Genomic DNA, 22,617 nt, shown 5'->3' on the forward strand with positions numbered 1-22,617 from the left:
ACGCCGGGCTCACTTCACCCCGGCGCTCGCGATGCCGGTGGTGATGTGGCGCTGCAGGAAGGCAAACACCAGCGTCACCGGCAACAGCGTGATGACGGTCATCGCCAGCAGGTAGTGCCACTGGGTGTTGAGCTCGCCCTGGAAGGCATTGAGCGCGAGTTGCAGCGTGAACTGCTCGTTACGCGACAGGACGATCAGCGGCAGCAGGAAATCGTTCCAGCGCCACATGACCGAGAAGATCGCCAGCACCGCCAGCGCCGGTGCGGACAGCGGCAGCACGATGCGCCAGTAGATGCGCCATTCGCTGGCGTGGTCCATGCGCGCGGCCTCGATCAGCTCATCGGGAATCGTCAGCATGTACTGCCGCAGCAGGAAGACGCCAGTGGGCGTGGCCACCGCCGGCAGGATCACGCCCCACAGGTTGTTGAGCAGCCCGACCTGGTTGATGACCAGAAAGACCGGCACCAGGATGATGGTCGGCGGGATCATCAAGGTGCCGATGATCAGCAGGTAGACGGCCTTCTGCCCGGTGAAGCGGTACTTGGACAGCGCAAACGCCGCCATCGAGTTGAACAGCAGCGTCAGCAGCGTGGCCACCACCGTGATGAACACGCTGTTCCAAAGGTAGGTGCCGAAGGTGAACTTGCCGAACAGGTCGCTGTAGTTGGTCCAGGCGAAGGTCAGTTCCTGCACCGGCACGCGCTGGCGGATGTTGACCTTGAGCGTGTCCTCCGGCCGGGCCGGGTCGACCATCGTGGCCATGATGCCGATGCGGCTCACCTGCGCCATCTCGCGGGTCTCGCCACTGGGCGTGGTGACGCGGTAGAGCGGCAGCGGCTGGTCATGGCCGGCCACGAGGGCGGTCTTCTGGCTGTAGGGCAGGAGCGTCGGCGGGAACTGGCCGATCGCCGATTCGGTCTTGAACGAAGACAGCACCAGCCACAGCACCGGCGCGAACAAGGTGAACAGGCCGACCATCAGGTAGGCATAGGTCGCCACGTCGGTCCAGTGCAGGCGGCGCCGGCCGCGTGTGCGCAGCACGAAGCCGAGGGCGTTCTGCAGCCCGTTCTGCAGCGCGTTCTGACGCACGTTCTGCACCCCGCTCATGCCCGTGGCTCCTTGCGCCCGGCCTCGGCCGCCCGCGTCAGGCGCAGCTGGGCGAGCGTCAGCAGCATCAGGAAGGCGGCCAGCGCCAGCGACGCTGCCGCCGCCAGTCCGTACAGGTGGATCTGCTCGGCAAAGCCGGTCTGATAGATGAACTGCACGATGAAGGTGGTGGCCGAACCCGGGCCGCCGCCGGTCAGCACGAAGACCTCGTCAAAGACCTGCACCGCGCGGATCGCCGCCAGCACCAGCACCACGATCAGGTTGGGTGTCAGCAGCGGCAGCGTGATGCGGGTGAGCACGCGCCACGGGCTGGCGCGATCCATCTCGGCGGCCTCATAGAGGTCACGCGGAATGGCCTGCAGGCCAGCCAGCAGGATCAGCGTGTAGAAGCCCATGTGCGCCCAGATGGACACAAACACGGTCCAGAAGAAGGCCCAGCCGGCTTCCGTCAGCCAGCCCACCGGGGACATGCCGGCCGACACCAGCACCGCGTTGAACACGCCCTGGCTCTGCAGCAGCCACTTCCAGATCAGCGCGACGACCACCGGCGAGAGCAGCACCGGATAGAAGAACACGCCCCGCCAGAAGCCGCGGCCGATGATCTTGCGGTTGAGCACCAGCGCGGTGGCCAGCGACAGCAGCACCATCAGCACGACCTGCAGCAAGCTGAACTTGAGCGTGTTGCCGATGGCGCGCCAGAACACGTCCTTGCGGCAGGTCGACAGGTCGAGGTAGTTGCCGCACTCGAACAGGATCTGGAAGTTCTCGCCGCCCGTCCACGGCCGCTGCAGCGGTTGCAGGTTGACGCCACCCGTCACCGCATACACCCCGTTGATCAGGATGGGCAGGAAGGTGAACAGCCCGAACACCAGCAGGTTGGGCGCAACGAACAACCAGCCCAGCCGCGACAGGCCCAGCCAGCGCTGACCGAGCCGGAAGACCGGCTCGAACAGGTCGAAGAACAGCGAGGCCAGCCAGGCCAGGGCACGCACGGCGTGTCAGAGGGGTCGCAACGAGGGCATCGGCAAGGGCGCGTTCATGCGCCTCACTTCTGCGCCTGCTTGATCGCGTCCTGCATGTCCGAGCTGATCTTGCCGACCGCCTCGTCGACGCTCATCTCGCCGACGATGGCCTGGGTCACCCGGGCCACCGTGGGCAGCATGATGGCCCGGTTGTACTTGTAGCCCTGGAACTGGTAGGCCACCGGCGACAGGCTGGACACGCCCGAGCCGAACACGCCCAACGCCGCGCGGGCGGCGGGCTGCGCCGCCGGATAGCTCACCTTGCCGGCCAGACCGGCATGAGCGGGGATGTTGCTGGTGCGGCTGGTGAACTCCTGGTAGGACGCCTCCGAGGCCATGAACTCCAGGAAGGCCGCCGTCTCCTTGGGCGACTTCGAGGTCTTCAGCGCCACCCAGGCGGCACCACCCGGGATGCCCGAACACGCGGCCGGACCGCAGGGATTGGGCACGGCGACCCAGTCGAACTTGTTGCCGACATCGCGCTGCAGGCGGTTGATCTGCCAACTGCCCGACAACACCATCACCACGTTGCCGTTGATGAACTCGCCGATCGAGTCGGCATAGGTCGAACCGCCCGAGCCGGCCCAGACCTCGCGCAGCATGGTGCCGTCCTTGTGCGAGGCGACGAACTTCTGCACGGTGGCCTTGTAGCCCTCGTCGATCACCGGGTTGCCCTGGGCGTCGAACAGGCGTGCGCCCTGGCTGATGGCCGGGCCGGCGAAGCGGTGGCCGGAGCGGTCCCAGGCGATGGCCGCCTTGGTCTCGGTCGCGCGGGCGACATTGCGGGCGGCCGCCATCCAGTCATCCCAGGTCGCCTTAGGGCCGGGCAGCGCCACCTTGGCCTGCTCGAACAGGGTCTTGTTGACATAGGGCCCGGTCATCGTCAGCTGCGACATGAAGCCGTAGATGCCCTTGTCCGTGGCCGACGGCCGCAGCCAGCCGGCGGTGGCGCCGAAGTTGGCGTCCCAGTACTTGCGGTCCTTCAGGTCGGCGGAGATGTCGAGGTAGAACTTGGCCAGGCCGCCCAGGTCGGTGACGCGGGCAATGTCCGGTCCCTGCCCTGCGGCCAGCTGCACCGGCAGTTGCTCGACGATGGTCTTGTAGGGCACCACGTCGACGATCACCTTGGTGCCCGGCGTGCGGGCCTCGAAGCGGCGCGCCAGTTCATTGGTGACATCGCATTCGATGCCGTCCTGGTAGCACATGACACGGACCTCGCCGGCCACGGCCAGGCCCGAGGTCAGCGCCAGGCCAGCGGCCAGTGCGAGGGTCTTGAGGTGTGCTGCGTGCATCGATGTCTCCGGGTGTTGTCGGTGTTCGGTCGGTGTTCGGTCGGTGTTCGAACCGGTCTGTGGCGCGGTGCGATGGCAGGCCGCCAGAACCCTGCGCCAGGCTCGCCAAAAATGTAGGTGCCCGGCCGGCGATCGGACCCGCTGGTTTACACGAATGATGAAGGACTTCAGGTCCGGCCAGATGCCGGCTCCGGCCCGTCCAGCAGGTCCGCCAGCGCGTGCTCGCCATGCGTCAGGTCGATCGCCTGACCGGTCCGTGCCGAAGCCTGTGCCGCCAGTCCCATGACCACCGCTGCCAAGCCGTCACGCAAGCTGACCTCCACCGGCCCCTGCCCACGCACCGCCGCGACAAAGCGCTGGTGCTGGTCCAGCGTCGAGCCGTTGTGGTCGCCGGCGGCCAGCGCCACTGGGTCGACCGGCACGACGATCTCATGCGGGCCCTTGGGCTCGCGCGGGCTCAGCACCAGTCGGGGCAAGGGCGCGGTCCCGAGCTGCGGTGGCCAGAAGCGGCCCGGTCCGGGCACAAAACATTCGACCTTGCCGCGCGGGCCAACGGCCGAGATCTCTTCCTGGTAGCGCGAGCCTTCGGCAAACATGCACAGGTCCAGCACGGCACGCTGACCGCCGGCGAAATCAACCGTCACGAAGGCGTTGTCGAGGATGTCGGGCACGCCGTCCGGGTAGCGCTCGTCGCGGTGGTTGTGCGCCACCGACGCCGAGGCGTAGATGCGCACCGGCTCGCAGCGCATCAACAGGCGCATCAGGTCGAAGAAGTGGCAGCACTTCTCGACCAGCGTGCCGCCGGTGTAGCGATTGAATCGGTTCCAGTCGCCGACCTTGACCAGGAAGGGAAAGCGGTGCTCGCGGATCGCCAGCATCACCATCGCGCCGAGGTCCTGCTGCCCATGCACCACCTCGATCAGCCGCGCCACCGGTGGCATGTAGCGGTACTCCATCGCCACCCAGAGGGGCGCCGGGTAGCCGCGCTGCAAGGCGGCCAGCGCACGCACATCGTCCAGCGAGGTGCAGGCCGGCTTCTCCAGCAGCACCGGCAAGGGCCGCAGCGCGGCGATCTCGCGCAGCTGCTCCGCATGGCGAAAGTTCGGGCTGGCCACCAGCAGGCAATCCACGTCGTCCGCGCCCACGACCTCGGCGAGGCTGTCCGCCCGCCGCGCCCCCGGCGCCAGCGCCAGACTGGCCCGCGCCATGCCGTCGTCCGGCTCGAAGATCCGGCTCACCGAAACACCCGGCAGCAGGGCGATGTTGCGCAGGTGCTCCTGGCCCATCATGCCGCTGCCGATCAGGCCATAGCGGACGGGGATCGGGTCATGCATCGGGCGGGCTCCGGTGGTTGTGGGGTTGCGGGGAATGTTCGCCGATGGCGACGGGCTCACGGCCCATGGTCTTTCCCGGGGGGCAGGCCCTTGCCCTGCGGTCGGGAGCGGTCGGCACGGTTGGGGTTCGGAGGCCGTTGGCATCAGCCCGTCGGACACAGGGTGTCCGACGGGCTGATGCCGATGGGCCTCCAACCTGCAACCGTGTCGAACGCGCTGGGTTGTCCTACCCGGCCGGTGTTGGCGCGGTGGTCAACGTTCTGGATCGGTGGCTGTGGGCACCAGCCCGTCGGACACGGGGTGTCCGACCTACCGGAGACCTTGGTCGCCGCCTGCGCTCGGACAGGCGTGATGACACGCCGCCCTCCGGCGACGCTGGCCCGGTAGGTCGGACACCTGGGTGTCCGACGGGCTGGTGCCGATGGGCCGCCCACACCCAGCGATGCCGACCGCTCACCCCTCCACCCGCCACCACGCCGGCAGCAGCGCCCTCACCTCGGCGCGACCGTAGCGGTCGTCCAGCAGGTGCAGCACGCCCTGATCCTGGGTCGTGCGGATGACGCGGCCGGCTGCCTGGACGACCTTTTGCAGGCCGGGGTAGAGGTAGGTCGCGTCCCAGCCGTCGCCGACCAGGGCGTCGAGGCGCTCGCGCATCTGTTCGTTGACCGGGTTGACCTGCGGCAGGCCCAGCGTGGCGATGAAGGCGCCAATCAGGCGGTCGCCGGGCAGATCGATGCCTTCGGCGAAGGAGCCGCCCAGCACGGCCAGCGCGATGCCACGTCCGCCGGCGTCGAAGCCGGCCAGGAAGGCGGCCTGTTCGGGCTCGCTCATGCCGCGACGCTGGGCCCGCAGCGGCAGGTCGGGGTGGTCGCGGGAGAGGGCCTCGTGGACCTGGGCGAGGTAGTCGAAGCTGCTGAAGAAGGCCAGGTAATGGCCCGGGCGCGCCCGGTACTGGGCGGCGATGCGGGCCACCACGCGGGGCAAGGACCGTTCGCGGTGCTGCCAGCGGGTCGACACGTCGGCGGCGACATGCACCGCCAGCTGGTCGGCCGAGAACGGCGCGGCGACGTCGAGCCAGCCGCTGTCCGCGTCCAGGCCCAGCAGGGTCTGGTGATGGGCCGGCGGCTGCAGCGTGGCCGAGAACAGCGTCAGGCTGTGGGCGGCGGCCAGGCGGGGCCGCAGGTGCGGCGCGGGCACGACGTTGCGCAGGGTCAGGCGGATGTCGTCGGGCTCGGCGCGGCGTCCCTTCACCCGCTCCAGATCGATCAGCGTGTGCGTGCCGAAGACCTCGGCCAGCCGGACCCATTGCAAGGCGTCGAAGCCGAACTGCAGCAGGCCGGGGTCGACCGAATCGGGCGCGTCGACCAGGCGGTCGATGACGGCGGTGGCGGCGGCCTGCAGAGCTTCGACCAGTTCCTCGGGCGGCTGGTCGAGCAGGAGGTAGTCCTCGGTCGTCAGCGCGGGCGCGTCGACACCGGCCTTGGCCTTGGCGGCCGCCAGACCGTGGGCGACCAGCAGGGCCTTCCAGCGCCGCTGGACCTTGTCGAGCGCCTTGCGGACCTCGCCGGCCGCGTTCAGCCGGGTGCGGCGGATCTGTTCGCCCGACAGGCTGGCGCTGTACATCGCGCGGGCTCGCTCGATCAGGTTGTGGGCCTCGTCAACCAGCAGCGCGACGCGCCAGTCCTCCTGCTGCGTCAACGCGTGCAGGAGCGCGCTGCTGTCGAAGTAGTGGTTGTAGTCGCCGACCGTCACATCGGCCCAGCGGGCCAGTTCCTGGGCCAGGTAGTAGGGGCAGACCTGGTGCGCGGCCGCGTGGGCGCGCAGCGTTTCGCGCGACCAGTCGGGCAAGTGGCAGGCGGTCTCGCGGGCGCCGGGCAGGCGGTCATGGAAGCCGCGTGCCAGCGGACAGGATTCGCCGTGGCAGGCCTTGTCCGGGTGTTCACAGGCCTTGTCGCGGGCGACCAGTTCGAGCACCCGCAGCGGCGTGGGCTCCGCGCCTGCGGCGTGGCTGCGCAGCGTTGTCAGGGCGTGCAGCGCCAGCGCCCGGCCGGAGGTCTTGGCGGTCAGGAAGAAGACCCGGTCCAGCTTGGCCGCCGGCAAGGCCTTGAGCAGCGGAAACAGCGTGCCGACCGTCTTGCCGATGCCGGTGGGCGCCTGCGCCAGTAAGGTCCTGCCGCCCTTGGCGCCCTTGTAGACGGCCTCGGCAAGGGCGCGCTGGCCGGGTCGGAAGTCGGCATGCGGGAAGGCCAGCGTGGCCATCGCCGCATCGCGGGCGGTGCGGTGCGCAGCCTCGGCGCGGACCCAGGCCAGCGCGCGCTCGCACAGCGTCTCGAAGTGGATGCGCAAGGCCTCGGCGGTGTGGGCCTCGACCAGCACGGTCTCGCTGCCGTGGTCGACGTCAAGGTAGACCAGCGCCAGCTCGATCGCATCCAGCCCTTCGGTCTGGCACAGCATCCAGCCGTAGACCTGGGCCTGGGCCCAGTGCAGCGCGCGCTGGCCGGGGTTCTGGCGCGCCAGCTTGCCGCGGTGGGTCTTGACCTCTTCGAGCCGGCGCGCGCCCGGGTCCCAGCCATCGGCGCGGCCACGCACCAGCAGGTCGCCGTGGCGGGCGCTCAGGGCGACCTCGCTCAGGCGCTGCGCCCCGCGCCGACGGGCGATCAGCGCATGGCCGTCCTGGCCCTGTTGCGCGGTCGGCGCGGGCGTGTTGCGCAGGTCCAGGTCACCGCGTCGGGCCACCAGTTCGCACAAGGCACGCACGGCGAGCACATGCAGCGGGCCCTCGCCGGTGTCGATGTTGCCCGGCGCAGGTCGGTCGGCGTTCAACGGCGGCTCCCCGCTGCGGATACGTACTTGGCACAAGGCCTGCATGACGGCCCGGCACCTAGACTGCGCGCCTCGCGACGCCCCCGGAGCCCTGCCCGACCATGGACCTGCCTGCCCACCAGCTCACGATGACGGTGCTGATGACGCCCGACACCGCCAACTTCGCCGGCAACGTGCACGGCGGCACCATCCTCAAGCTGCTCGACCAGGTCGCCTACGCCTGCGCCAGCCGCTACGCCGGGCGCTACGTCGTCACGCTCAGCGTCGACCAGGTGATGTTCCGCCAGCCGGTGCATGTGGGCGATCTGGTGAGCTTCCTCGCCAGCGTCAACCACACCGGGCGCACGTCGATGGAGATCGGCATCAAGGTGATCGCCGAGAACATCCGCACGCAGGAGAAGCGCCATGTGAACAGCTGCTTCTTCACGATGGTGGCGGTCGATGACGAGCGCAAGCCGATCGAGGTGCCGCCGCTGCGGCCGTTCTCGCCCGATGAGCGCCGCCGCCACGCCGCCGCCGAGCTGCGGCGCCAGCTGCGGCAGGAGTTCCGGGCGCGCTTCGACGAGGTGCGCTCGCAGACCGCCGAGCCGGACTGAGACAGGGCGCGCTACAAGGGTCGGCCAAGCCGCTTCTCGACCTGGGCGCGTTCCCATTCGGGCCCGAACCAGCGCACCGGCCGGAACACCGCCAGCGCGTGCGACAGCAGGCCAATGCCCCAGCCGCCGATCACCCACAGCACCCAGAGGTGCTGCGGTCGGGTGACCAGGTTGACGACCACCAGGATGCTGATGACCAGCACGTATTTGGCGGCGTGGGCGTAGAAGCCGCGCAGGCGGCGGACGTGGGCAAAGGCGTCGGCTTCCTCGCGCTGGCGGGGGTCGATGGGGGTGGCAGACATGGCAGGCTCCGGTTCGAGGGTCGAGAAATCGACCTCGAACACCGCCGCGATGGATTTCAGGGTCTCGGTGCTGGCGCTGGCGCCGGCCTCGATGCGCTGGATGGTGCGGGCGCTCAGCCCGGCCGCGTCGGCCAGTTGCTGCTGGGACCAGCCGCGTTGCAGCCGCATCTTCTGGATCGAGTGGTTCATGACCGTGGACCTGTCGCGTGGGGTTCGTTGTCGAGGCTCGCAGCATTCCCGAACCCTGTCGTTGCGGCCACGACAGCACCACGACAGTCACCCGACAGCACCACGACGTCACCGCGACGACCGATGCCGGCGCAGCGCCGGGCACCTCAGCTGAACAGCCGCCGCGCCGCCAGCGAGCCAGCGGCGAGGTCGCGTTCGGACAGCTCGGCATAGAGCTGCGCCAGGTCCTCGCCGATCTGCGGGAAGGCAGCGGGCTTGAGCGGCTGATCCTGGTCGTCGGAGACCTGGGCATCCAGCGCGATGGCCAGCGCCTGGCCGGCCGCGCACCAGGCGTTGTAGGGCTCGTCGCTGGCCGGCGTCTGGGGCACGTCGAACATCAGCGTGATCTCGGCGACCTGGGCGTCGCGGGCGTTGTCGGCCATGGCGGCCTGGGCGTCGAACTGCAGCGCCAGCATCGGCGGGGCGCCTTCCTCGGACGAGGGCAGCACCAGCCGGCCGGCGGTGGCGCCGGGGATGAAGCCATGCCGAGCCGCATGCTGGGCCACCCAGCCGATCGGCCAGGCGGCCTTGCGGGCGCGCAGGCGCATCGCGAGCTGGGCGTCGTGGCCGCTGGCGAAGGCGTCGAGCTCGCGGCCGCGCGCGACCACGTCGAGCATGTCGGGGAAGTCGGGCATGGCGCCGATGGCGTCCGCAAAGGCCTGGATCTTCTGGACGAACTCGGAGTACTCGATCTCATTGATCGGGCCGACCCGGTTGGCCAGCTGCACACCGGCCTGGACCTCGTCGTACCAGGCGTTGGGCTGGGGTGCCTCCCAGTCGCCGCTGACGACGTCGCGGGCCTCGATCAGGAAGGGCTTGCCACCGGCACGGCGGGTGGTCGGCAGGTGCTGCAACAGCGTCTCGCCGGAGATCCGGCCCTCGAAGCCGAGGCTGGCGATGCCGTCGATCAGCGCGTCGATGCGCGGCACGTAGGCATGGCGGCGCAGCGGCGGCAGGCCGATCTCAGGGTCGACGCGCACGGCACTGGGCGCCGGTCGCGCCGGCAGGGCGTCGGCCGGTACGGCGATCTCGTCGTCGAGCACCGGCAGGTCGGCCTCGCGGAGCGGCACGTCGTCGAAGCGCGGCTCCATCGCCGGGCCGCGTGGGGCGGGCGCTGCGCCGAAGGTCGGTTCCTGCGCAGTGCGCGCCTGCGGTGCGGGCGCCAGCCGGGACTCGGGCGAGCGCGGCGACATCGCGGCGGCACGGCGTGCCTGCCAGATGTAGTGGCCAACCAGCACCACGAGCACGGCCGCGCCGACGATGCCCAGCCAGAACTGCAAGGTGTTCATCGCCTCAGGCCTCCGCCATGGCGAGCGCGGATTCCATGTCGACCGCGACGATGCGCGAGACACCCTGTTCCTGCATCGTCACGCCCACCAGCTGTTCGGCCATTTCCATCGCGATCTTGTTGTGGGAGATGAAGAGGAACTGCGTGCCCGAGGACATCTGCTTGACCAGCCGGGCGTAGCGTTCGGTGTTGGCGTCATCCAGCGGCGCGTCGACCTCGTCGAGCAGGCAGAACGGCGCCGGATTGAGCAAGAAGATGGCAAACACCAGCGCGATCGCGGTCAGGGCCTTCTCGCCGCCCGACAGCAGGTGGATGGTGCTGTTCTTCTTGCCCGGTGGCTGGGCCATGACCTGCACGCCCGCGTCGAGGATCTCGTCGCCGGTCATCACCAGCCGGGCCTGGCCGCCACCGAACAGGCTGGGGAACATCTGGCCGAAGCCTTCGTTGACCTGGTCGAAGGTGCCCTTGAGCAGGTCGCGCGTCTCGGCGTCGATCTTGCGGATGGCGTCTTCCAGCGTGGTCATGGCGCGGGTCAGGTCCTCGTTCTGGGCATCCAGGAAGCCCTTGCGTTCGCGCGCGGCGGCCAGCTCGTCGAGGGCGGCGAGGTTGACCGCACCGAGCGCGGCGATCTCGCGGTTGATGCGGTCGATCTCGGTCTGCAGGCCATGCAGCTTGACCGCGTCGGCCTCGATCTGCGTGGCCAGCGCGGCGAGGTCGACCTCGGCGGCCAGCAGCTGTTCCATGAACTGCGCACCGCCCAGCTGGGCAGCCTGCTCTTCCAGCTGCAGGCGGGTGATCTCGTCGCGCAGCGGCTGCAGGCTGCGCTCGAAGCCCATGCGCTGCTCATCGGCCCGGCGCAGCTGCGCGGACAGGTCGTCATAACGGCTGCGGGCGCTGCCGAGCGCCTGTTCGCGTTCGATGCGCAGGGCCAGCGCTTCCTGCAGGCCACCTTCGGCGGCGGCATCGTCAAAACGGGCGAGTTCCTCGCGCAGCTGTTCGGCGTTTCGGGCATTGGCGGCGCGCTGCTGCTCGGCGGTCTCAATGCTGCGTTGCAGCTCGCCACGCCGCGCGGCCATGGCGCGGACCGAGAACTGCGCCTCCTGGGCCTCGCGCTCGGTGCGGCGCAGCTGCTCGCGGGCATCGGCCGCCCGGCGCTCGGCGGCGATCACGGCCTCTTCCAGCTCGGCATGGGCTTCCTGCTCGGTCGCCAGAGCCTGGTCCAGCTCCTCGAAGCGGGCCTCGCCGGTCATGCGGCGTTCCTCGATCTCTTCAAGCTGGGCGTCGATCTCGGCAACTTCGCCATCGAGCTGGCTGCGGCGCTGTCCGGCCTGTTCGGCCTGCTGGCCCAGCCGCAGCACCTCGACCTGCAGCTGGTGGGCGCGGGTCTGGGACTCCTGGGCCTCACGGCGCAAGCGCGACAGGCGCTGGCTGGCGTCGGTGTAGGCCGCCTCGGCACGGACCTGGGCAGCGCGGGTCTCGTCGGCCAGCAGGGCCTGGGCACGGCCCTGGCGGTCGAGGTTCTCGATCTCCTGGGCCCGCGCCAGCATGCCGGCCTGTTCGGAATCGGGCGCGTAGAAGGCCACCGCATGCTGGCTGACCGCATGGCCGGCCGGGGTCATGATGACCTCGCCATGGGTCAGCTTGTGGCGATTGGCCAGTGCCTCGTCCAGGTGGGCGGCGGTGTAGACGCCTTCGAGCCAGTCGTTGAGCAGCGCCTTCAGGCCAGCATCGCCCAGCCGCAGCAGCTCGCTCAGGCGCGACAGGGTCTCGTGGGTGTTGGCGATGGCGCCTTGCGGCGGCGTGTAGAAGGCCAGACGGGCCGGTGGCGCATCGGTCTCGAAGGCACGCACGGTCTCGATGCGGCCGACCGCGAGGGCACCCAGGCGCTCGCGCAAGGCGGCCTCCAGGGCCGTCTCCCAGCCGGCCTCGATGTGCACGCGGGTCCACAGGCCGGCCAGGCCGTCCAGACCGTGTTTGGCCAGCCAGGGCTTGAGCTTGCCCTCGGTCTGGACCTTGTCCTGCAAGGCCCGCAAGGCCTCCAGCCGGGCCTTGATCTGGGCGGCGCGGGCAGTCTCGGCGTTGACGGCGTCCTGCTTCGCTCGGCGTTCATCTTCAAGGGCCGGCACCTCGGCGGCAAGGTCCTGCAGCTGGGCGTCGGCCTCGTCGCGCAGGGCCTCGGCCTCGGCCAGTTGCTCACGCAGGTCGGCGAGGTGATCGGCGTCGGGGGCGACCAGGTTGCGGCGCTCGCCAGCCAGCCGGTCACGGCGCTGGTTGAGCTCGCGGCGGCGCTCATCGAGGTTGCGCGACTGCGCGGCCAACAGCTGGATCTGCTGCTGCACCTCGGCCGCCTTGCCCCGCTGCAGGTTGGCGCGCTGCTGAGCCTCGCGCACGGCGTCTTCCCAGCGCGGCAGCTCGGCGGCCTGGTCCTCGGCCTGGGCCGACAGGATCTCGCCCTGCTCGTCGGCGGCGGCGATCTGCCCGGCCAGCTGCTCCAGCTCGTCGCCCGCCGACGCGGCGCGTTCGGTCCACTGCGCGTCCTGGGTCTCCAGATCGGCCAGCCGCTGCTGGGCCCGGGCGCGGCCTTCGACGACGTGGCGGATGCGCTCTTCCAGCCGGCTGACCTCCATCGCGGCCTCGGCCAGCGCGCCTTGGGCGGCGTGCAGCTCGTCGTTGGCGGCGTAGTGCTGCTGGCGCACGTCTTCGAGCTCGGCCTCGACGTGGCGCAGCTCGGCCATGCGCGACTCCAGCGCGTTGCCCGCCGTCAGCACGGCCTCATGGGTGCGCTGCTGCTCGGTGCTGGCGTCGCGGTGCTTGAGGAACCAGAGCTGGTGCAGCTTGCGCGTGCCGCTGTCCTGCAGACCCTTGTAGCGGGTGGCGACCTCGGCCTGGCCTTCGAGCCGCTCCAGGTTGTTGTTCAGCTCGCGCAGGATGTCGTCGACGCGGGTGAGGTTCTCGCGCGTGTCCTTGAGCCGGTTCTCGGTCTCGCGGCGGCGCTCCTTGTACTTCGAGACACCGGCGGCTTCTTCGAGGAACAGGCGCAGTTCCTCGGGGCGCGACTCGATGATCCGGCTGATCGTGCCCTGGCCGATGATGGCGTAGGCGCGCGGCCCCAGGCCGGTGCCGAGGAACACGTCCTGCACGTCGCGGCGACGAACCGGCTGGTTGTTGATGAAGTAGCTGGAGGTGCCGTCGCGCGTCAGCACGCGCTTGACGGCGATCTCGCTGAACTGGTTCCACTGTCCCCCGGCGCGGGCATCGGTGTTGTCAAACACCAGCTCGACGCTGGCCCGGCCGGCCGGCTTGCGGTTGCCGCTGCCGTTGAAGATGACGTCCTGCATGGACTCGCCGCGCAGCTCGCTCGCCTTGCTCTCGCCGAGCACCCAGCGCACGGCATCCATGATGTTGGACTTGCCGCAGCCGTTGGGGCCGACCACGCCCACGAGCTGACCGGGCAGCTGGAAATGGGTCGGATCGGCGAAGGATTTGAAGCCGGAAAGCTTGATGGAATGCAGTCGCATGGGGCAGTCGGAAGCGGCCCGGATGATAGCGGTGGCCCCTGTGGCGCCGACCGCCTGGCAGGGGGGGATGGCGGCGATCCGGTGACGACATGCTTCGGCGCCGGGCGCGCGACCCGCTTGGGTCGTGTCGATAATGCCGCCCCATGAATCCGCTCCTCCAGCGCCTGCAGCCCTACCCCTTCGAGCGGCTGCGCGCCCTCGTCAAGGACATCACGCCCAACCCGGCCCTGCGGCCGATCAGCCTGGGCATCGGCGAACCGCGCCATGCCGCGCCCACGCTGCTGACCGACACGCTGGCCACGTCGCTGGCGGGCCTGTCGGCCTACCCCGCCACCGCCGGCCTGCCGGAGATGCGCGAGGCCTGCGCCGACTGGGTCCGGCGCCGCTACGGCGTGACGGTCAACCCGGCCACCGAGGTGCTGCCGGTCAACGGCTCACGCGAGGCGCTGTTCTCGCTGGCGCAGACGGTGCTTGACCCCGCTGCCCATGCCGATGCGGGTGGCCCGGTGGTCGTCTGCCCCAACCCGTTCTATCAAATCTACGAGGGCGCGGCCCTGCTGGGCGGCGCCACGCCGGTGTTCGCCAACAGCGACCCGGCGCGCAACTTCGCCGCCGACTGGAAACAGATCGACGCGGCCACTTGGGCCCGCACCCAGCTGCTCTACGTCTGCTCGCCCGGCAACCCGGCCGGCGCGGTGGTGCCGCTCGATGAGTGGCGCGAGCTGTTCGAGCTGTCCGACCGGCACGGCTTCGTGATCGCCTCGGACGAGTGCTACTCCGAGATCTACTTCCGCGACGAGCCACCACTCGGCGCGCTGCAGGCGGCCCAGGCGCTGGGCCGGACGGACTGGCGCCGGCTGGTCGTGCTGACCAGCCTGTCCAAGCGCTCGAACGTGCCGGGCCTGCGCTCGGGCTTTGTGGCCGGTGATGCCGAGATCCTCAAGAACTTCCTGCTCTACCGCACCTACCACGGCAGCGCCATGAGCACGCCGGTGCAGCAGGCCAGCATCGCCGCCTGGCACGACGAGGCCCATGTGGTCGACAACCGGGCGCAGTACCGCGCCAAGTTCGCCCAGGTCACGCCGCTGCTGGCCGAGGTGATGGACGTGGCCCTGCCCGATGCGGGCTTCTACCTGTGGGCCAAGGTGCCCGACCAGGTCTTCGGCGGCTCGGACACCGACTTCGCCCGCGAACTGCTGCGTCAATACAATGTGGCGGTTCTGCCCGGCAGCTACCTGGCACGCGAGGCGCACGGCCTGAACCCTGGCGCCGGCCGCATCCGCATGGCGCTGGTCGCCGAGGTCGATGAGTGCCTCGAAGCTGCCCGGCGCATCGCCCGGTTCATCCGCGAACAACGGGGCTGAAGCCGCTCCTCCCAGACGCGTCCGGCCCTGGTCCTGAGCGGCCGGGCCTGCCCTGATTTCCACAGCCACTCCAAGAGCCACACCACCATGTCCAGCCAGCTCCAAGCCGTCATCGAAGCCGCGTGGGAAGACCGCGCCAACCTGTCCGTGGCGGCAGCGCCGGCCGAGGTCCGCGACGCCGTCAACCACGCCATCGCCGAGCTGGACGCCGGCCGCCTGCGCGTGGCCGAGCGCCAGGGTGTCGGCCAGTGGCAAGTCAACCAGTGGCTCAAGAAGGCCGTGCTGCTGAGCTTCCGCCTGAACGACAACATGCCCATGGGCAGCGGCGACTTGACCTTCTTCGACAAGGTGCCGACCAAGTACGCCGGCCTGACCGATGCCGAGCTGCGCGCCACCGGCGTGCGCGTGGTGCCGCCGGCCGTCGCGCGCCGCGGCAGCTTCGTCGCTCCGGGCGCGATCCTGATGCCGTCCTACGTGAACATCGGCGCCTATGTCGACTCGGGCACGATGGTCGACACGTGGGCCACCGTCGGCTCCTGCGCGCAGATCGGCAAGAACGTCCACCTGTCGGGCGGCGTCGGCATCGGCGGCGTGCTCGAACCGCTGCAGGCCAACCCGACCATCATCGAGGACAACTGCTTCATCGGCGCCCGCTCGGAGGTCGTCGAAGGCGTGATCGTCGAGGAGAACTCGGTCATCTCGATGGGCGTCTACATCGGCCAGAGCACCAAGATCTATGACCGCGCCACCGGCGAGGTGAGCTACGGCCGCATCCCCTCCGGCTCGGTCGTCGTCAGCGGCAACCTGCCCTCGTCGGACGGCAAGTACAGCCTGTACTGCGCGGTGATCGTCAAGCGCGTGGACGCCCAGACCCGCGCCAAGACCAGCATCAACGACCTGCTTCGCGGCTGATCGACACCGGCATGGCCACCTCCCCGAGCAGCGGCATGAACCGCAACATGGAACGCATCCTGCGGCTGATGGCCGAGAAGCGCGCATCGGACGTGTTTCTCTCGGCCAACATGCCGGTGCTGATCAAGATCCATGGGCAGATGCTGCAGCTCACGCAGGAGCAGCTCACCCCGGTCCAGCCGCGCCAGCTGCTGTCCGAGGTGCTGACGGCCACGCAGCTCGAAGAGCTCGATGACACCGGCGAGCTCAACTGCGCCGTGGCCGTGCCGGGCGTGGCCAGCTACCGGCTGTCGGCCTTCAAGCAGCGCGGCACGATCGCGGCGGTGTTCCGCTGCATCCCCACCGACATCCCCGAGCTTGACGGCCTGAAACTGCCGGAGATCCTGCCCTCGCTGGCACTCGCCAAGCGTGGTCTGGTGCTGATCGTGGGCGCCACCGGCAGCGGCAAGAGCACGACCCTGGCGTCGATGCTGCAACAGCGCAACCGCACGGTCACCGGCCACATCCTGACGATCGAGGACCCGATCGAGTTCCTCTTCACCAACCAGAAATCGCTGGTCAACCAGCGCGAGGTCGGCCGCGACGTGCAGTCGCTGCAGATCGGCCTGAAGAACGGCATGCGGCAGGCGCCGGACTGCATCTTCATCGGCGAGATCCGCGACCGCGAGACCATGAGCGCGGCACTGTCCTATGCGCTGTCGGGCCACCTGGTGCTGTCGACGCTGCATGCCAACAACAGCCAGCATGCGCTCAACCGCATCATGAGTTTCTACACGCCCGAGTCGCGCCCGGCCCTGCTGTCGGACCTCGCCTCAGGCCTGAAGGCGATCGTCTCGCAGCGCCTGCTCAAGGCGGTCGTCGGCGGCCGGGTGCCGGCCTGCGAGGTGCTGCTCAACACGCAGCTGATCGCCGAGCTGATCGACCAGGGCAACTTCGCCGGCATCAAGGATGCGATGGAGCGCTCGATCGCCGAAGGCTCGCAGACCTTCGAAGAAGACCTGGCACGCCTGCTGTCCGAAGGCCTGGTCACCCGCGAAGAGGCCCTGACCAACGCCGACTCGCCGACCAACCTGCTCTGGCGCCTGCAGAACGGTCAGACGAGCGGCAAGAAGGCGACCGAGGTCGAGGCCGAGGCCGAGCCAGGGCCGTCCTTCACCGAAATCACGCTGGACGTGCATGCGCAGCAGGCCAACAAGGGTCGGCGCAACCCGGCCTTGCGCCCGGTCCAGACCAAGTCCGGCGGCCTGTCGTCGAGCTGATCCCTGCGTGAATCTTGAGTGACCCAGGCCGCGCGGCCCGCCGCGCCGCCACACCGATCCCATCCGCCATGTCCTTGAACACCCTCACGCTGCTGGAGGCGTTGATCGCGCGCCGCTCGATCACGCCCGACGATGCGGGCTGCCAGACGCTGATCGGCGATCGCCTGGCGGCGCTCGGCTTCACGCTGCACGCCCTGCCCTTCGGCCCGGCCGATGGCCGCGTCGACAACCTCTGGGCCGTGCGCGACGGCGGCCTGCCCGGTCCCACGCTGGTCTTCGCCGGCCACACCGACGTGGTGCCCACCGGCCCGCTGGCAATGTGGCACAGCGACCCCTTCGTGCCGACCCACCGCGATGGCCAGATCTACGGCCGTGGCGCGGCCGACATGAAGGCCTCGCTGGCCGCGATGGTCGTCGCCACCGAGGCCTTCGTGGCCGAACGCCCGCAGCATGTCGGCCGCATCGCCTTCTTGCTCACCAGCGACGAGGAAGGCCCGTCGGTCGACGGCACCGTCAAGGTCTGCGAATGGCTGGAAGCGCGTGGTGAGCGCCTGGACGCCTGCATCGTTGGCGAGCCGACCTCTGTCAAATCGCTGGGGGACATGATCAAGAACGGTCGCCGTGGTTCGCTCTCCGGCCGCCTGACCGTGACCGGCCTGCAAGGCCACATCGCCTACCCGCACCTGGCCCGCAACCCGATCCATCTGGCCGCACCAGCGCTGGCCGAACTGGCGGCGACCGACTGGGACGCCGGCAATGACCACTTCCCGCCGACCAGCTGGCAGATGTCCAACATCCACGCCGGCACCGGCGCGACCAACGTCATCCCGGGCGAACTGGTGGTGGACTTCAACTTCCGCTATTCGACCGAGTCGACGCCCGAGGCGCTGCAGCAGCGGGTCCAGGCGGTGCTGGAGCGCCACGGCGTGCCACACCGCATCGACTGGACGCTGGGCGGCCGGCCCTTCCTGACGCGGCCGGGGGCGCTGATCGCCGCGATCTCGGACGCGATCCGAGACGTCACCGGCATCACGACCGAGCTGTCGACCACCGGCGGCACCTCCGATGGCCGCTTCATCGCCCGCCTCTGCCCGCAGGTGGTCGAGTTCGGTCCGATCAACGCGACCATCCACCAGGTCGATGAGCACGGCGCGGTGGCCGACCTCGAGCCGCTGGCCGAGATCTACCGCCGCACGCTGGCGACCCTGCTGCCGGCGGCGTGAACCGCAGCAAGCCAGCCACACACGTCCCGAGACCGATCCCACGATGAACAGCCCCGTTCCCAGCGACCGCCCGACCCTGGCCCAGGTGGTCGAACAGATGGCCATCCGCATGACCGCGGCGGGCGTCGTCTTCGGCCACGGCACCCACAACGCCCGCGACGAGGCGATCTGGCTGACGATGTGGCGACTCGGCCTGCCGCTGGACGGCTACGACGAACTGGCGGCCGGACCCGTCTCGGCCGAACAGGTCATCGACGTCGCCGCCGTCATCGACGAACGCATCGCCAGCCGCAAGCCGGCCGCCTACCTGACCAAGGAAGCCTGGCTGCAAGGCGTGCCCTTCTTCGTCGACGAGCGCTGCATCGTGCCGCGTTCCTACATCGCCGAGCTGCTGGGCAACCCGGACTACGGCCACGCGCTGGACACCTGGCTGAGTGACCGAACCCAGCAGGTGCTGGACCTGTGCACCGGCAACGGCAGCCTGGCCGTACTGGCCGCGATGGCCTTTCCGGACGTGCATGTCGATGCCTCGGACCTGTCGACCAGCGCGCTCGACGTCGCCCGCATCAACGTCAACCGCCACCACCTGGCCGAGCGCATCACGCTGATGGCCAGCGACGGCCTGGCCGACGTGCGCGGCCCGTATGACCTGATCCTGTGCAACCCGCCCTATGTCAACGCGCGCTCGATGGCGGCGCTGCCGCCGGAGTTCCGCGCCGAGCCCGAACTGGCACTGGCCGGCGGCGTCGACGGCATGGACTTCATCCGCCAGTTGCTGCGCGACGCGCCGGGCAAGCTCAGCGAGATCGGCGTGCTGGTGATCGAGGTCGGCCACGAGCGACCTTATTTCGAGGCCGCCTTCCCGCGCCTGCCGGCGATCTGGCTTGAGACCAGCGCCGGCGTCGACCAGGTGCTGCTGCTGACGCGCGACGCGCTGATCGGACCGCGATGAACGCCCCTGTCCCCACCACCGATTTCGCCGTGCGCGGCGACCACATCACGCTGGACGCGTTGCTCAAGGTCTGCGGCCTGGTGCCCAGCGGCGGCGCGGCCAAGGCCGCGATCGGCGCGGGCGAGGTCATCGTCGACGGCGAGGTCGAACATCGCAAGACCCGCAAGCTGCGCCCGGGCGCCGAGGTGCGGTTCGGCGGCGAGTGCATCCGCATCGTCGCGGAGCCGGGTGACACGCCAGCCTGATCGACCCGCAAGCAGGGGCCGCCCGGCGGGAACTTCCGCCAGCTGGCGTCCTCTGAGGCGACACGAGGGCGTTGCGGCCGGTCGACCCGGCGGCCCCTTGTGCGCAAGGCCGATGGCCTCACCTCCACAAGACTCCGATTTCAAACCGAGGAAGACACGATGAAACAAGGCTGGATGGCTGCCCTGGCGGTGGCCGTGGCAATGGGCACCTGGACCGTCGACGCGGACGCCGCCAAGCGTCTGGGTGGTGGCGGTTCGGCCGGCATGCAGCGCAGCCTGCCGGCGCGCTCGCAACCGGCTGACATCAACAGCGCACCGGCCAAGCCGATGCAGAACCAGCAGGCCGCACCGGCCCAGCAAGCCCAGCCCGGCGTGGCAGGTGCGGCGGGCGCCGCTGCCGCACCGGCCAAGCGCAACTGGATGGGCCCGATCGCCGGCCTTGCCGCCGGCCTGGGCATCGCCGCGCTGCTGAGCCACTTCGGCATGGGTGAGGCGGTGGCCAACTTCCTGATGATGGCGCTGCTGGCCGTCGCAGCCGTCTTCCTGGTGACCTGGCTGGTGCGCCGCTTCGGTGCCGGCAAGGCGCAGGCAGCGGGCAAGGGCCAGCCGGCCTATGCCTACGCCGGTGCCGGGACGTCGCCCGCCAGCACCGATGCGGTCAGCCCAGTTGCATCGGCCCCCGCCCTGCAACGCGAGGCCCTGCCGGGCAGCGCGGCGGACAGCTTCCGCATGGACGGCGGCTCGCCCGCCGGCGCCTCGCTGGCACCGGTCGCTGCCAACTTCGCGGCGCCGGTGTTGCCGGCCGACTTCGACGCGGCGGCCTTCGAGCGCATCGCCCGGATGATCTTCATCCGCATGCAGACCGCCAACGACCGCGGCGACCTCGATGACCTGCGCCAGTTCACGACGGCCGAGCTGTTCGCCAGCATCCGCCTGGACCTGCAGGACCGGGGCGGCAAGACGCAGCAGACCGACGTCGAACAGGTCGCCGCGCAGGTGATCGACTTCGACCGCGAGAGCAACCGCGACGTCGTCAGCGTGCGCTTCCACGGCCTCATCCGGGAAGAGGCCGATGCGGCCGCCACCGCCTTCGACGAAATCTGGCACCTGGTGCGCGAGGCATCGGCACCGCAGGTCTGGCGCATCGCCGGCATCCAGCAGGCGCAGTGATGTGACCGACCCGTTCACGGCCGCCACGGTGGCCGTGACATCCCGACGAAGCCGCCCGCCCGGGCGGCTTCTTTCTTGGTGCAATGCAGCACAAGCGTCAACCTTGGGCTACACTTCGCGCCGCTCGCCCCACCCGTTGGGGCGATGCTGTTTCGTTCATCCCCTCTGACCTTCCTCTTTCCCCTCATCCTCCAGCGGTCGACCTTCACGGTCAGGTCCGCGGGGCTGCAGGCGCGGTCGGCGGCGATGCTGTTCGACCCGGGCGGGCTCCTTCCCCTCCTCTGAGCTTTTGTACCGCTACCGCGCGTTGTTGGATGCCGCGCGGGCTGTGCTTTTGCCTGCCCAAGACCGTTCACCAACCGGTGATGCGGCGACCGAGACGTCCGGCGGCGATCCCTCCGCGCGTCAGAAAGACTGAAGTCATCATGAGTTTTGCAGACCTCGACCTGAACCCGGCCATCATGGCCGCCCTGACCGACGCCGGCTACACCGAGCCGACCGACGTGCAGGCTCAGACCATCCCCGCCGCCCTGACCGGCTGCGACCTGCGTGTGTGCTCGAACACCGGCAGCGGCAAGACCGCCGCCTTCGTGATCCCCGCACTGCACCGCGTGCTGGCCGCCCGCCAGGACCCGAACCAGCGCCGCCCGCGTGGCGAAGTCAGTGGCCCGCGCGTGCTGGTCCTCGCCCCCACCCGTGAACTGGCCCTGCAGGTCGCCAAGGCGGCGTCCAACTACGGCCGTCACATCCCCGGCCTGAAGGTCGCCACCGTCGTCGGCGGCGTGCCCTATGGCGCCCAGCTGGCTGCCCTGCGCAAGCCGCTGGACCTGCTGATCGCGACCCCCGGCCGCCTGATTGACCACCTCGACAGCGGCAAGGCCATCCTGGCCTCGGTCGAGATGCTGGTGCTCGACGAAGCCGATCGCATGCTCGACATGGGCTTCATTGAGGACATCGAGCGCATCGCCGAATCGCTGCCCGCGTCGCGCCAGACCGTCATGGTCAGCGCCACCTTCGCCGGACAGGTTGGCCGTCTGGCCGACCAGATCCTGAAGCCTGACGCCCAGCGCATCGAGATCGCCAACCACACCGACAGTCACGAGAACATCACCCAGAAGCTGTACTGGGCCGACAGCGTCGAGCACAAGGCCGCGCTGCTGGAGCACCTGCTGACCGACCGCGAGGTCCAGCAAGCCGTGGTCTTCACCAGCACGCAGCGTGATGCCGACGAGCTGGCCGCCCACCTCTACGACATCGGCCACGCGGTCGCGCCGCTGCACGGTGGCATGCCGCAAGGCCGTCGCACTCGCACGCTGATGGCGCTGCGCAGCGGCGAGCTGAAGGTGCTGGTCGCCACCGACGTTGCCGCCCGCGGCATCGACGTGCCGACGATCAGCCACGTCATCAACTTCGGCCTGCCGATGAAGGCCGAGGACTACGTGCACCGCATCGGCCGCACTGGCCGCGCCGGTCGCTCGGGCCTGGCGATCACGCTGGCTGAACGCCGTGACGCCGGCATGATCCGCCGCATCATGCAGTTCACGACCCAGATCATCCCGATCGAGACCGTGGTCGGCCTGGAGCCGACCCGTCCGGGTCCTGATCTGGCCTCGCGTCCGGCCCGTCCGGCCTTCGACCGCCGTCCGGGTGGCGCCCCGCGCCGCCACGACGAGCGCGGTGGCCCGCGCGCCGGTGGCTGGAACAACGACCGCGGCGGTCGTCCGGCCCATGCAGGTCACAACGGTGACCGCCCGGCCCACGCCGGCCACGCGCCTGGCTTCGGCCACGCGCCGGAAGCCCGCGTGTTTGATCGCCCGCATGGCGATCGCCCGCACGGCCATGCCCCGCGTCCCGCCGGCGGCGAATGGCGCGGTGCCGCCCCGGCCCGTGGCCCCGGCGGCCCGAACCGCGGTTTCCGCCCGGCCCCGCAAGGCCGTCGCGGCGATCGTTGATCGACCCGACGGATCGAACTGACTGATCGA

The 22,617-nt window shown here is 69.8% G+C and carries 17 protein-coding genes; 9 read left to right on the plus strand and 8 right to left on the minus strand.

Features of this window, described 5'->3' with window-relative positions; all coding sequences use genetic code 11:
* Window positions 1-9: 9 nt before the first annotated feature.
* From EV685_RS07750 to EV685_RS07770, 5 genes are all read right to left on the minus strand, one after another.
* The gene (locus EV685_RS07750; RefSeq protein WP_130481421.1) at window positions 10-1,107 is read right to left on the minus strand and encodes a carbohydrate ABC transporter permease; all 1,098 of its coding nucleotides are present in this window, start codon (window positions 1,105-1,107) and stop codon (window positions 10-12) included.
* On the minus strand, window positions 1,104-2,099 hold the full coding sequence (locus EV685_RS07755; RefSeq protein ID WP_242615473.1) for a carbohydrate ABC transporter permease: 996 nt from the start codon (window positions 2,097-2,099) through the stop codon (window positions 1,104-1,106). Before EV685_RS07755 ends, EV685_RS07750 begins: the two co-directional genes overlap by 4 nt.
* A gap of 53 nt (window positions 2,100-2,152) precedes the next feature.
* The gene (locus EV685_RS07760; RefSeq protein ID WP_130481422.1) at window positions 2,153-3,421 is read right to left on the minus strand and encodes an ABC transporter substrate-binding protein; all 1,269 of its coding nucleotides are present in this window, start codon (window positions 3,419-3,421) and stop codon (window positions 2,153-2,155) included.
* 167 nt (window positions 3,422-3,588) lie between these two features.
* Window positions 3,589-4,755, minus strand: a complete 1,167-nt coding sequence (locus tag EV685_RS07765) for a Gfo/Idh/MocA family protein (protein ID WP_130481423.1) — start codon at window positions 4,753-4,755, stop codon at window positions 3,589-3,591.
* Between the two features lie 453 nt (window positions 4,756-5,208).
* Window positions 5,209-7,578 (minus strand): ATP-dependent DNA helicase, encoded by a 2,370-nt coding sequence (locus tag EV685_RS07770; RefSeq protein WP_242615474.1) that lies wholly within the window; start codon window positions 7,576-7,578, stop codon window positions 5,209-5,211.
* A 101-nt stretch (window positions 7,579-7,679) separates the two neighbouring features.
* Between EV685_RS07770 and EV685_RS07775 the strand changes: the two genes are divergently transcribed.
* The gene (locus EV685_RS07775; RefSeq protein ID WP_130481425.1) at window positions 7,680-8,174 is read left to right on the plus strand and encodes an acyl-CoA thioesterase; all 495 of its coding nucleotides are present in this window, start codon (window positions 7,680-7,682) and stop codon (window positions 8,172-8,174) included.
* An 11-nt stretch (window positions 8,175-8,185) separates the two neighbouring features.
* Here the strand turns inward: EV685_RS07775 and EV685_RS07780 are convergent, their stop codons facing one another.
* The 3 genes from EV685_RS07780 to smc all read right to left on the minus strand — a co-directional run bounded on the left by EV685_RS07780 (window position 8,186) and on the right by smc (window position 13,510).
* On the minus strand, window positions 8,186-8,665 hold the full coding sequence (locus EV685_RS07780; protein ID WP_130481426.1) for a helix-turn-helix domain-containing protein: 480 nt from the start codon (window positions 8,663-8,665) through the stop codon (window positions 8,186-8,188).
* Window positions 8,666-8,811: 146 nt separating this feature from the next.
* Complete coding sequence (locus EV685_RS07785) at window positions 8,812-9,993, minus strand: cell division protein ZipA C-terminal FtsZ-binding domain-containing protein (protein WP_130481427.1); 1,182 nt, start codon at window positions 9,991-9,993, stop codon at window positions 8,812-8,814.
* A 4-nt stretch (window positions 9,994-9,997) separates the two neighbouring features.
* Window positions 9,998-13,510 carry a chromosome segregation protein SMC gene (gene smc, locus EV685_RS07790; RefSeq protein ID WP_130481428.1) on the minus strand — a complete coding sequence of 1,171 codons (3,513 nt, stop codon included), beginning with the start codon at window positions 13,508-13,510 and terminating at the stop codon, window positions 9,998-10,000.
* A gap of 143 nt (window positions 13,511-13,653) precedes the next feature.
* Between smc and dapC the strand changes: the two genes are divergently transcribed.
* The 8 genes from dapC to EV685_RS07830 all read left to right on the plus strand — a co-directional run bounded on the left by dapC (window position 13,654) and on the right by EV685_RS07830 (window position 22,587).
* Window positions 13,654-14,874: a succinyldiaminopimelate transaminase gene (gene dapC / locus EV685_RS07795; RefSeq protein ID WP_130481429.1), complete on the plus strand. Its 1,221-nt coding sequence runs from the start codon at window positions 13,654-13,656 to the stop codon at window positions 14,872-14,874.
* Between the two features lie 87 nt (window positions 14,875-14,961).
* Window positions 14,962-15,786 carry a 2,3,4,5-tetrahydropyridine-2,6-dicarboxylate N-succinyltransferase gene (dapD, locus tag EV685_RS07800; protein ID WP_130481430.1) on the plus strand — a complete coding sequence of 275 codons (825 nt, stop codon included), beginning with the start codon at window positions 14,962-14,964 and terminating at the stop codon, window positions 15,784-15,786.
* Window positions 15,787-15,821: 35 nt separating this feature from the next.
* On the plus strand, window positions 15,822-17,045 hold the full coding sequence (locus EV685_RS07805) for a PilT/PilU family type 4a pilus ATPase (protein ID WP_130481715.1): 1,224 nt from the start codon (window positions 15,822-15,824) through the stop codon (window positions 17,043-17,045).
* Between the two features lie 68 nt (window positions 17,046-17,113).
* On the plus strand, window positions 17,114-18,268 hold the full coding sequence (gene dapE / locus EV685_RS07810; RefSeq protein WP_130481431.1) for a succinyl-diaminopimelate desuccinylase: 1,155 nt from the start codon (window positions 17,114-17,116) through the stop codon (window positions 18,266-18,268).
* Window positions 18,269-18,311: 43 nt separating this feature from the next.
* Entirely contained in the window at window positions 18,312-19,220 is a 909-nt protein-coding gene (prmB, locus tag EV685_RS07815) for a 50S ribosomal protein L3 N(5)-glutamine methyltransferase (RefSeq protein ID WP_130481432.1), read from the plus strand.
* Window positions 19,217-19,465 (plus strand): RNA-binding S4 domain-containing protein, encoded by a 249-nt coding sequence (locus EV685_RS07820; protein ID WP_130481433.1) that lies wholly within the window; start codon window positions 19,217-19,219, stop codon window positions 19,463-19,465. The genes prmB and EV685_RS07820 overlap by 4 nt, the downstream gene beginning before the upstream one ends.
* Before the next feature lie 159 nt (window positions 19,466-19,624).
* On the plus strand, window positions 19,625-20,635 hold the full coding sequence (locus tag EV685_RS07825) for a Tim44 domain-containing protein (RefSeq protein ID WP_130481434.1): 1,011 nt from the start codon (window positions 19,625-19,627) through the stop codon (window positions 20,633-20,635).
* A 425-nt stretch (window positions 20,636-21,060) separates the two neighbouring features.
* The gene (locus EV685_RS07830; protein WP_130481435.1) at window positions 21,061-22,587 is read left to right on the plus strand and encodes a DEAD/DEAH box helicase; all 1,527 of its coding nucleotides are present in this window, start codon (window positions 21,061-21,063) and stop codon (window positions 22,585-22,587) included.
* Window positions 22,588-22,617: the final 30 nt, after the last annotated feature.

Origin of the sequence: Sphaerotilus mobilis (assembly GCF_004216565.1) — a bacterium.
In the GTDB taxonomy this organism is placed as follows: Bacteria; Pseudomonadota; Gammaproteobacteria; order Burkholderiales; family Burkholderiaceae_C; genus Sphaerotilus; species Sphaerotilus mobilis.

Excerpts from the sequence above, each read along its gene's own strand:
- EV685_RS07750 (WP_130481421.1), bottom strand. The coding sequence starts at position 1,107 with ATGAGCGGGGTGCAGAACGTGCGTCAGAACGCGCTGCAGAACGGGCTG.
- EV685_RS07760 (WP_130481422.1), bottom strand. The coding sequence starts at position 3,421 with ATGCACGCAGCACACCTCAAGACCCTCGCACTGGCCGCTGGCCTGGCG.
- EV685_RS07765 (WP_130481423.1), bottom strand. The coding sequence starts at position 4,755 with ATGCATGACCCGATCCCCGTCCGCTATGGCCTGATCGGCAGCGGCATG.
- EV685_RS07775 (WP_130481425.1), top strand. The coding sequence starts at position 7,680 with ATGGACCTGCCTGCCCACCAGCTCACGATGACGGTGCTGATGACGCCC.
- EV685_RS07780 (WP_130481426.1), bottom strand. The coding sequence starts at position 8,665 with ATGAACCACTCGATCCAGAAGATGCGGCTGCAACGCGGCTGGTCCCAG.
- EV685_RS07785 (WP_130481427.1), bottom strand. The coding sequence starts at position 9,993 with ATGAACACCTTGCAGTTCTGGCTGGGCATCGTCGGCGCGGCCGTGCTC.
- smc (WP_130481428.1), bottom strand. The coding sequence starts at position 13,510 with ATGCGACTGCATTCCATCAAGCTTTCCGGCTTCAAATCCTTCGCCGAT.
- dapC (WP_130481429.1), top strand. The coding sequence starts at position 13,654 with ATGAATCCGCTCCTCCAGCGCCTGCAGCCCTACCCCTTCGAGCGGCTG.
- dapD (WP_130481430.1), top strand. The coding sequence starts at position 14,962 with ATGTCCAGCCAGCTCCAAGCCGTCATCGAAGCCGCGTGGGAAGACCGC.
- EV685_RS07805 (WP_130481715.1), top strand. The coding sequence starts at position 15,822 with ATGAACCGCAACATGGAACGCATCCTGCGGCTGATGGCCGAGAAGCGC.
- dapE (WP_130481431.1), top strand. The coding sequence starts at position 17,114 with ATGTCCTTGAACACCCTCACGCTGCTGGAGGCGTTGATCGCGCGCCGC.
- prmB (WP_130481432.1), top strand. The coding sequence starts at position 18,312 with ATGAACAGCCCCGTTCCCAGCGACCGCCCGACCCTGGCCCAGGTGGTC.
- EV685_RS07820 (WP_130481433.1), top strand. The coding sequence starts at position 19,217 with ATGAACGCCCCTGTCCCCACCACCGATTTCGCCGTGCGCGGCGACCAC.
- EV685_RS07825 (WP_130481434.1), top strand. The coding sequence starts at position 19,625 with ATGAAACAAGGCTGGATGGCTGCCCTGGCGGTGGCCGTGGCAATGGGC.
- EV685_RS07830 (WP_130481435.1), top strand. The coding sequence starts at position 21,061 with ATGAGTTTTGCAGACCTCGACCTGAACCCGGCCATCATGGCCGCCCTG.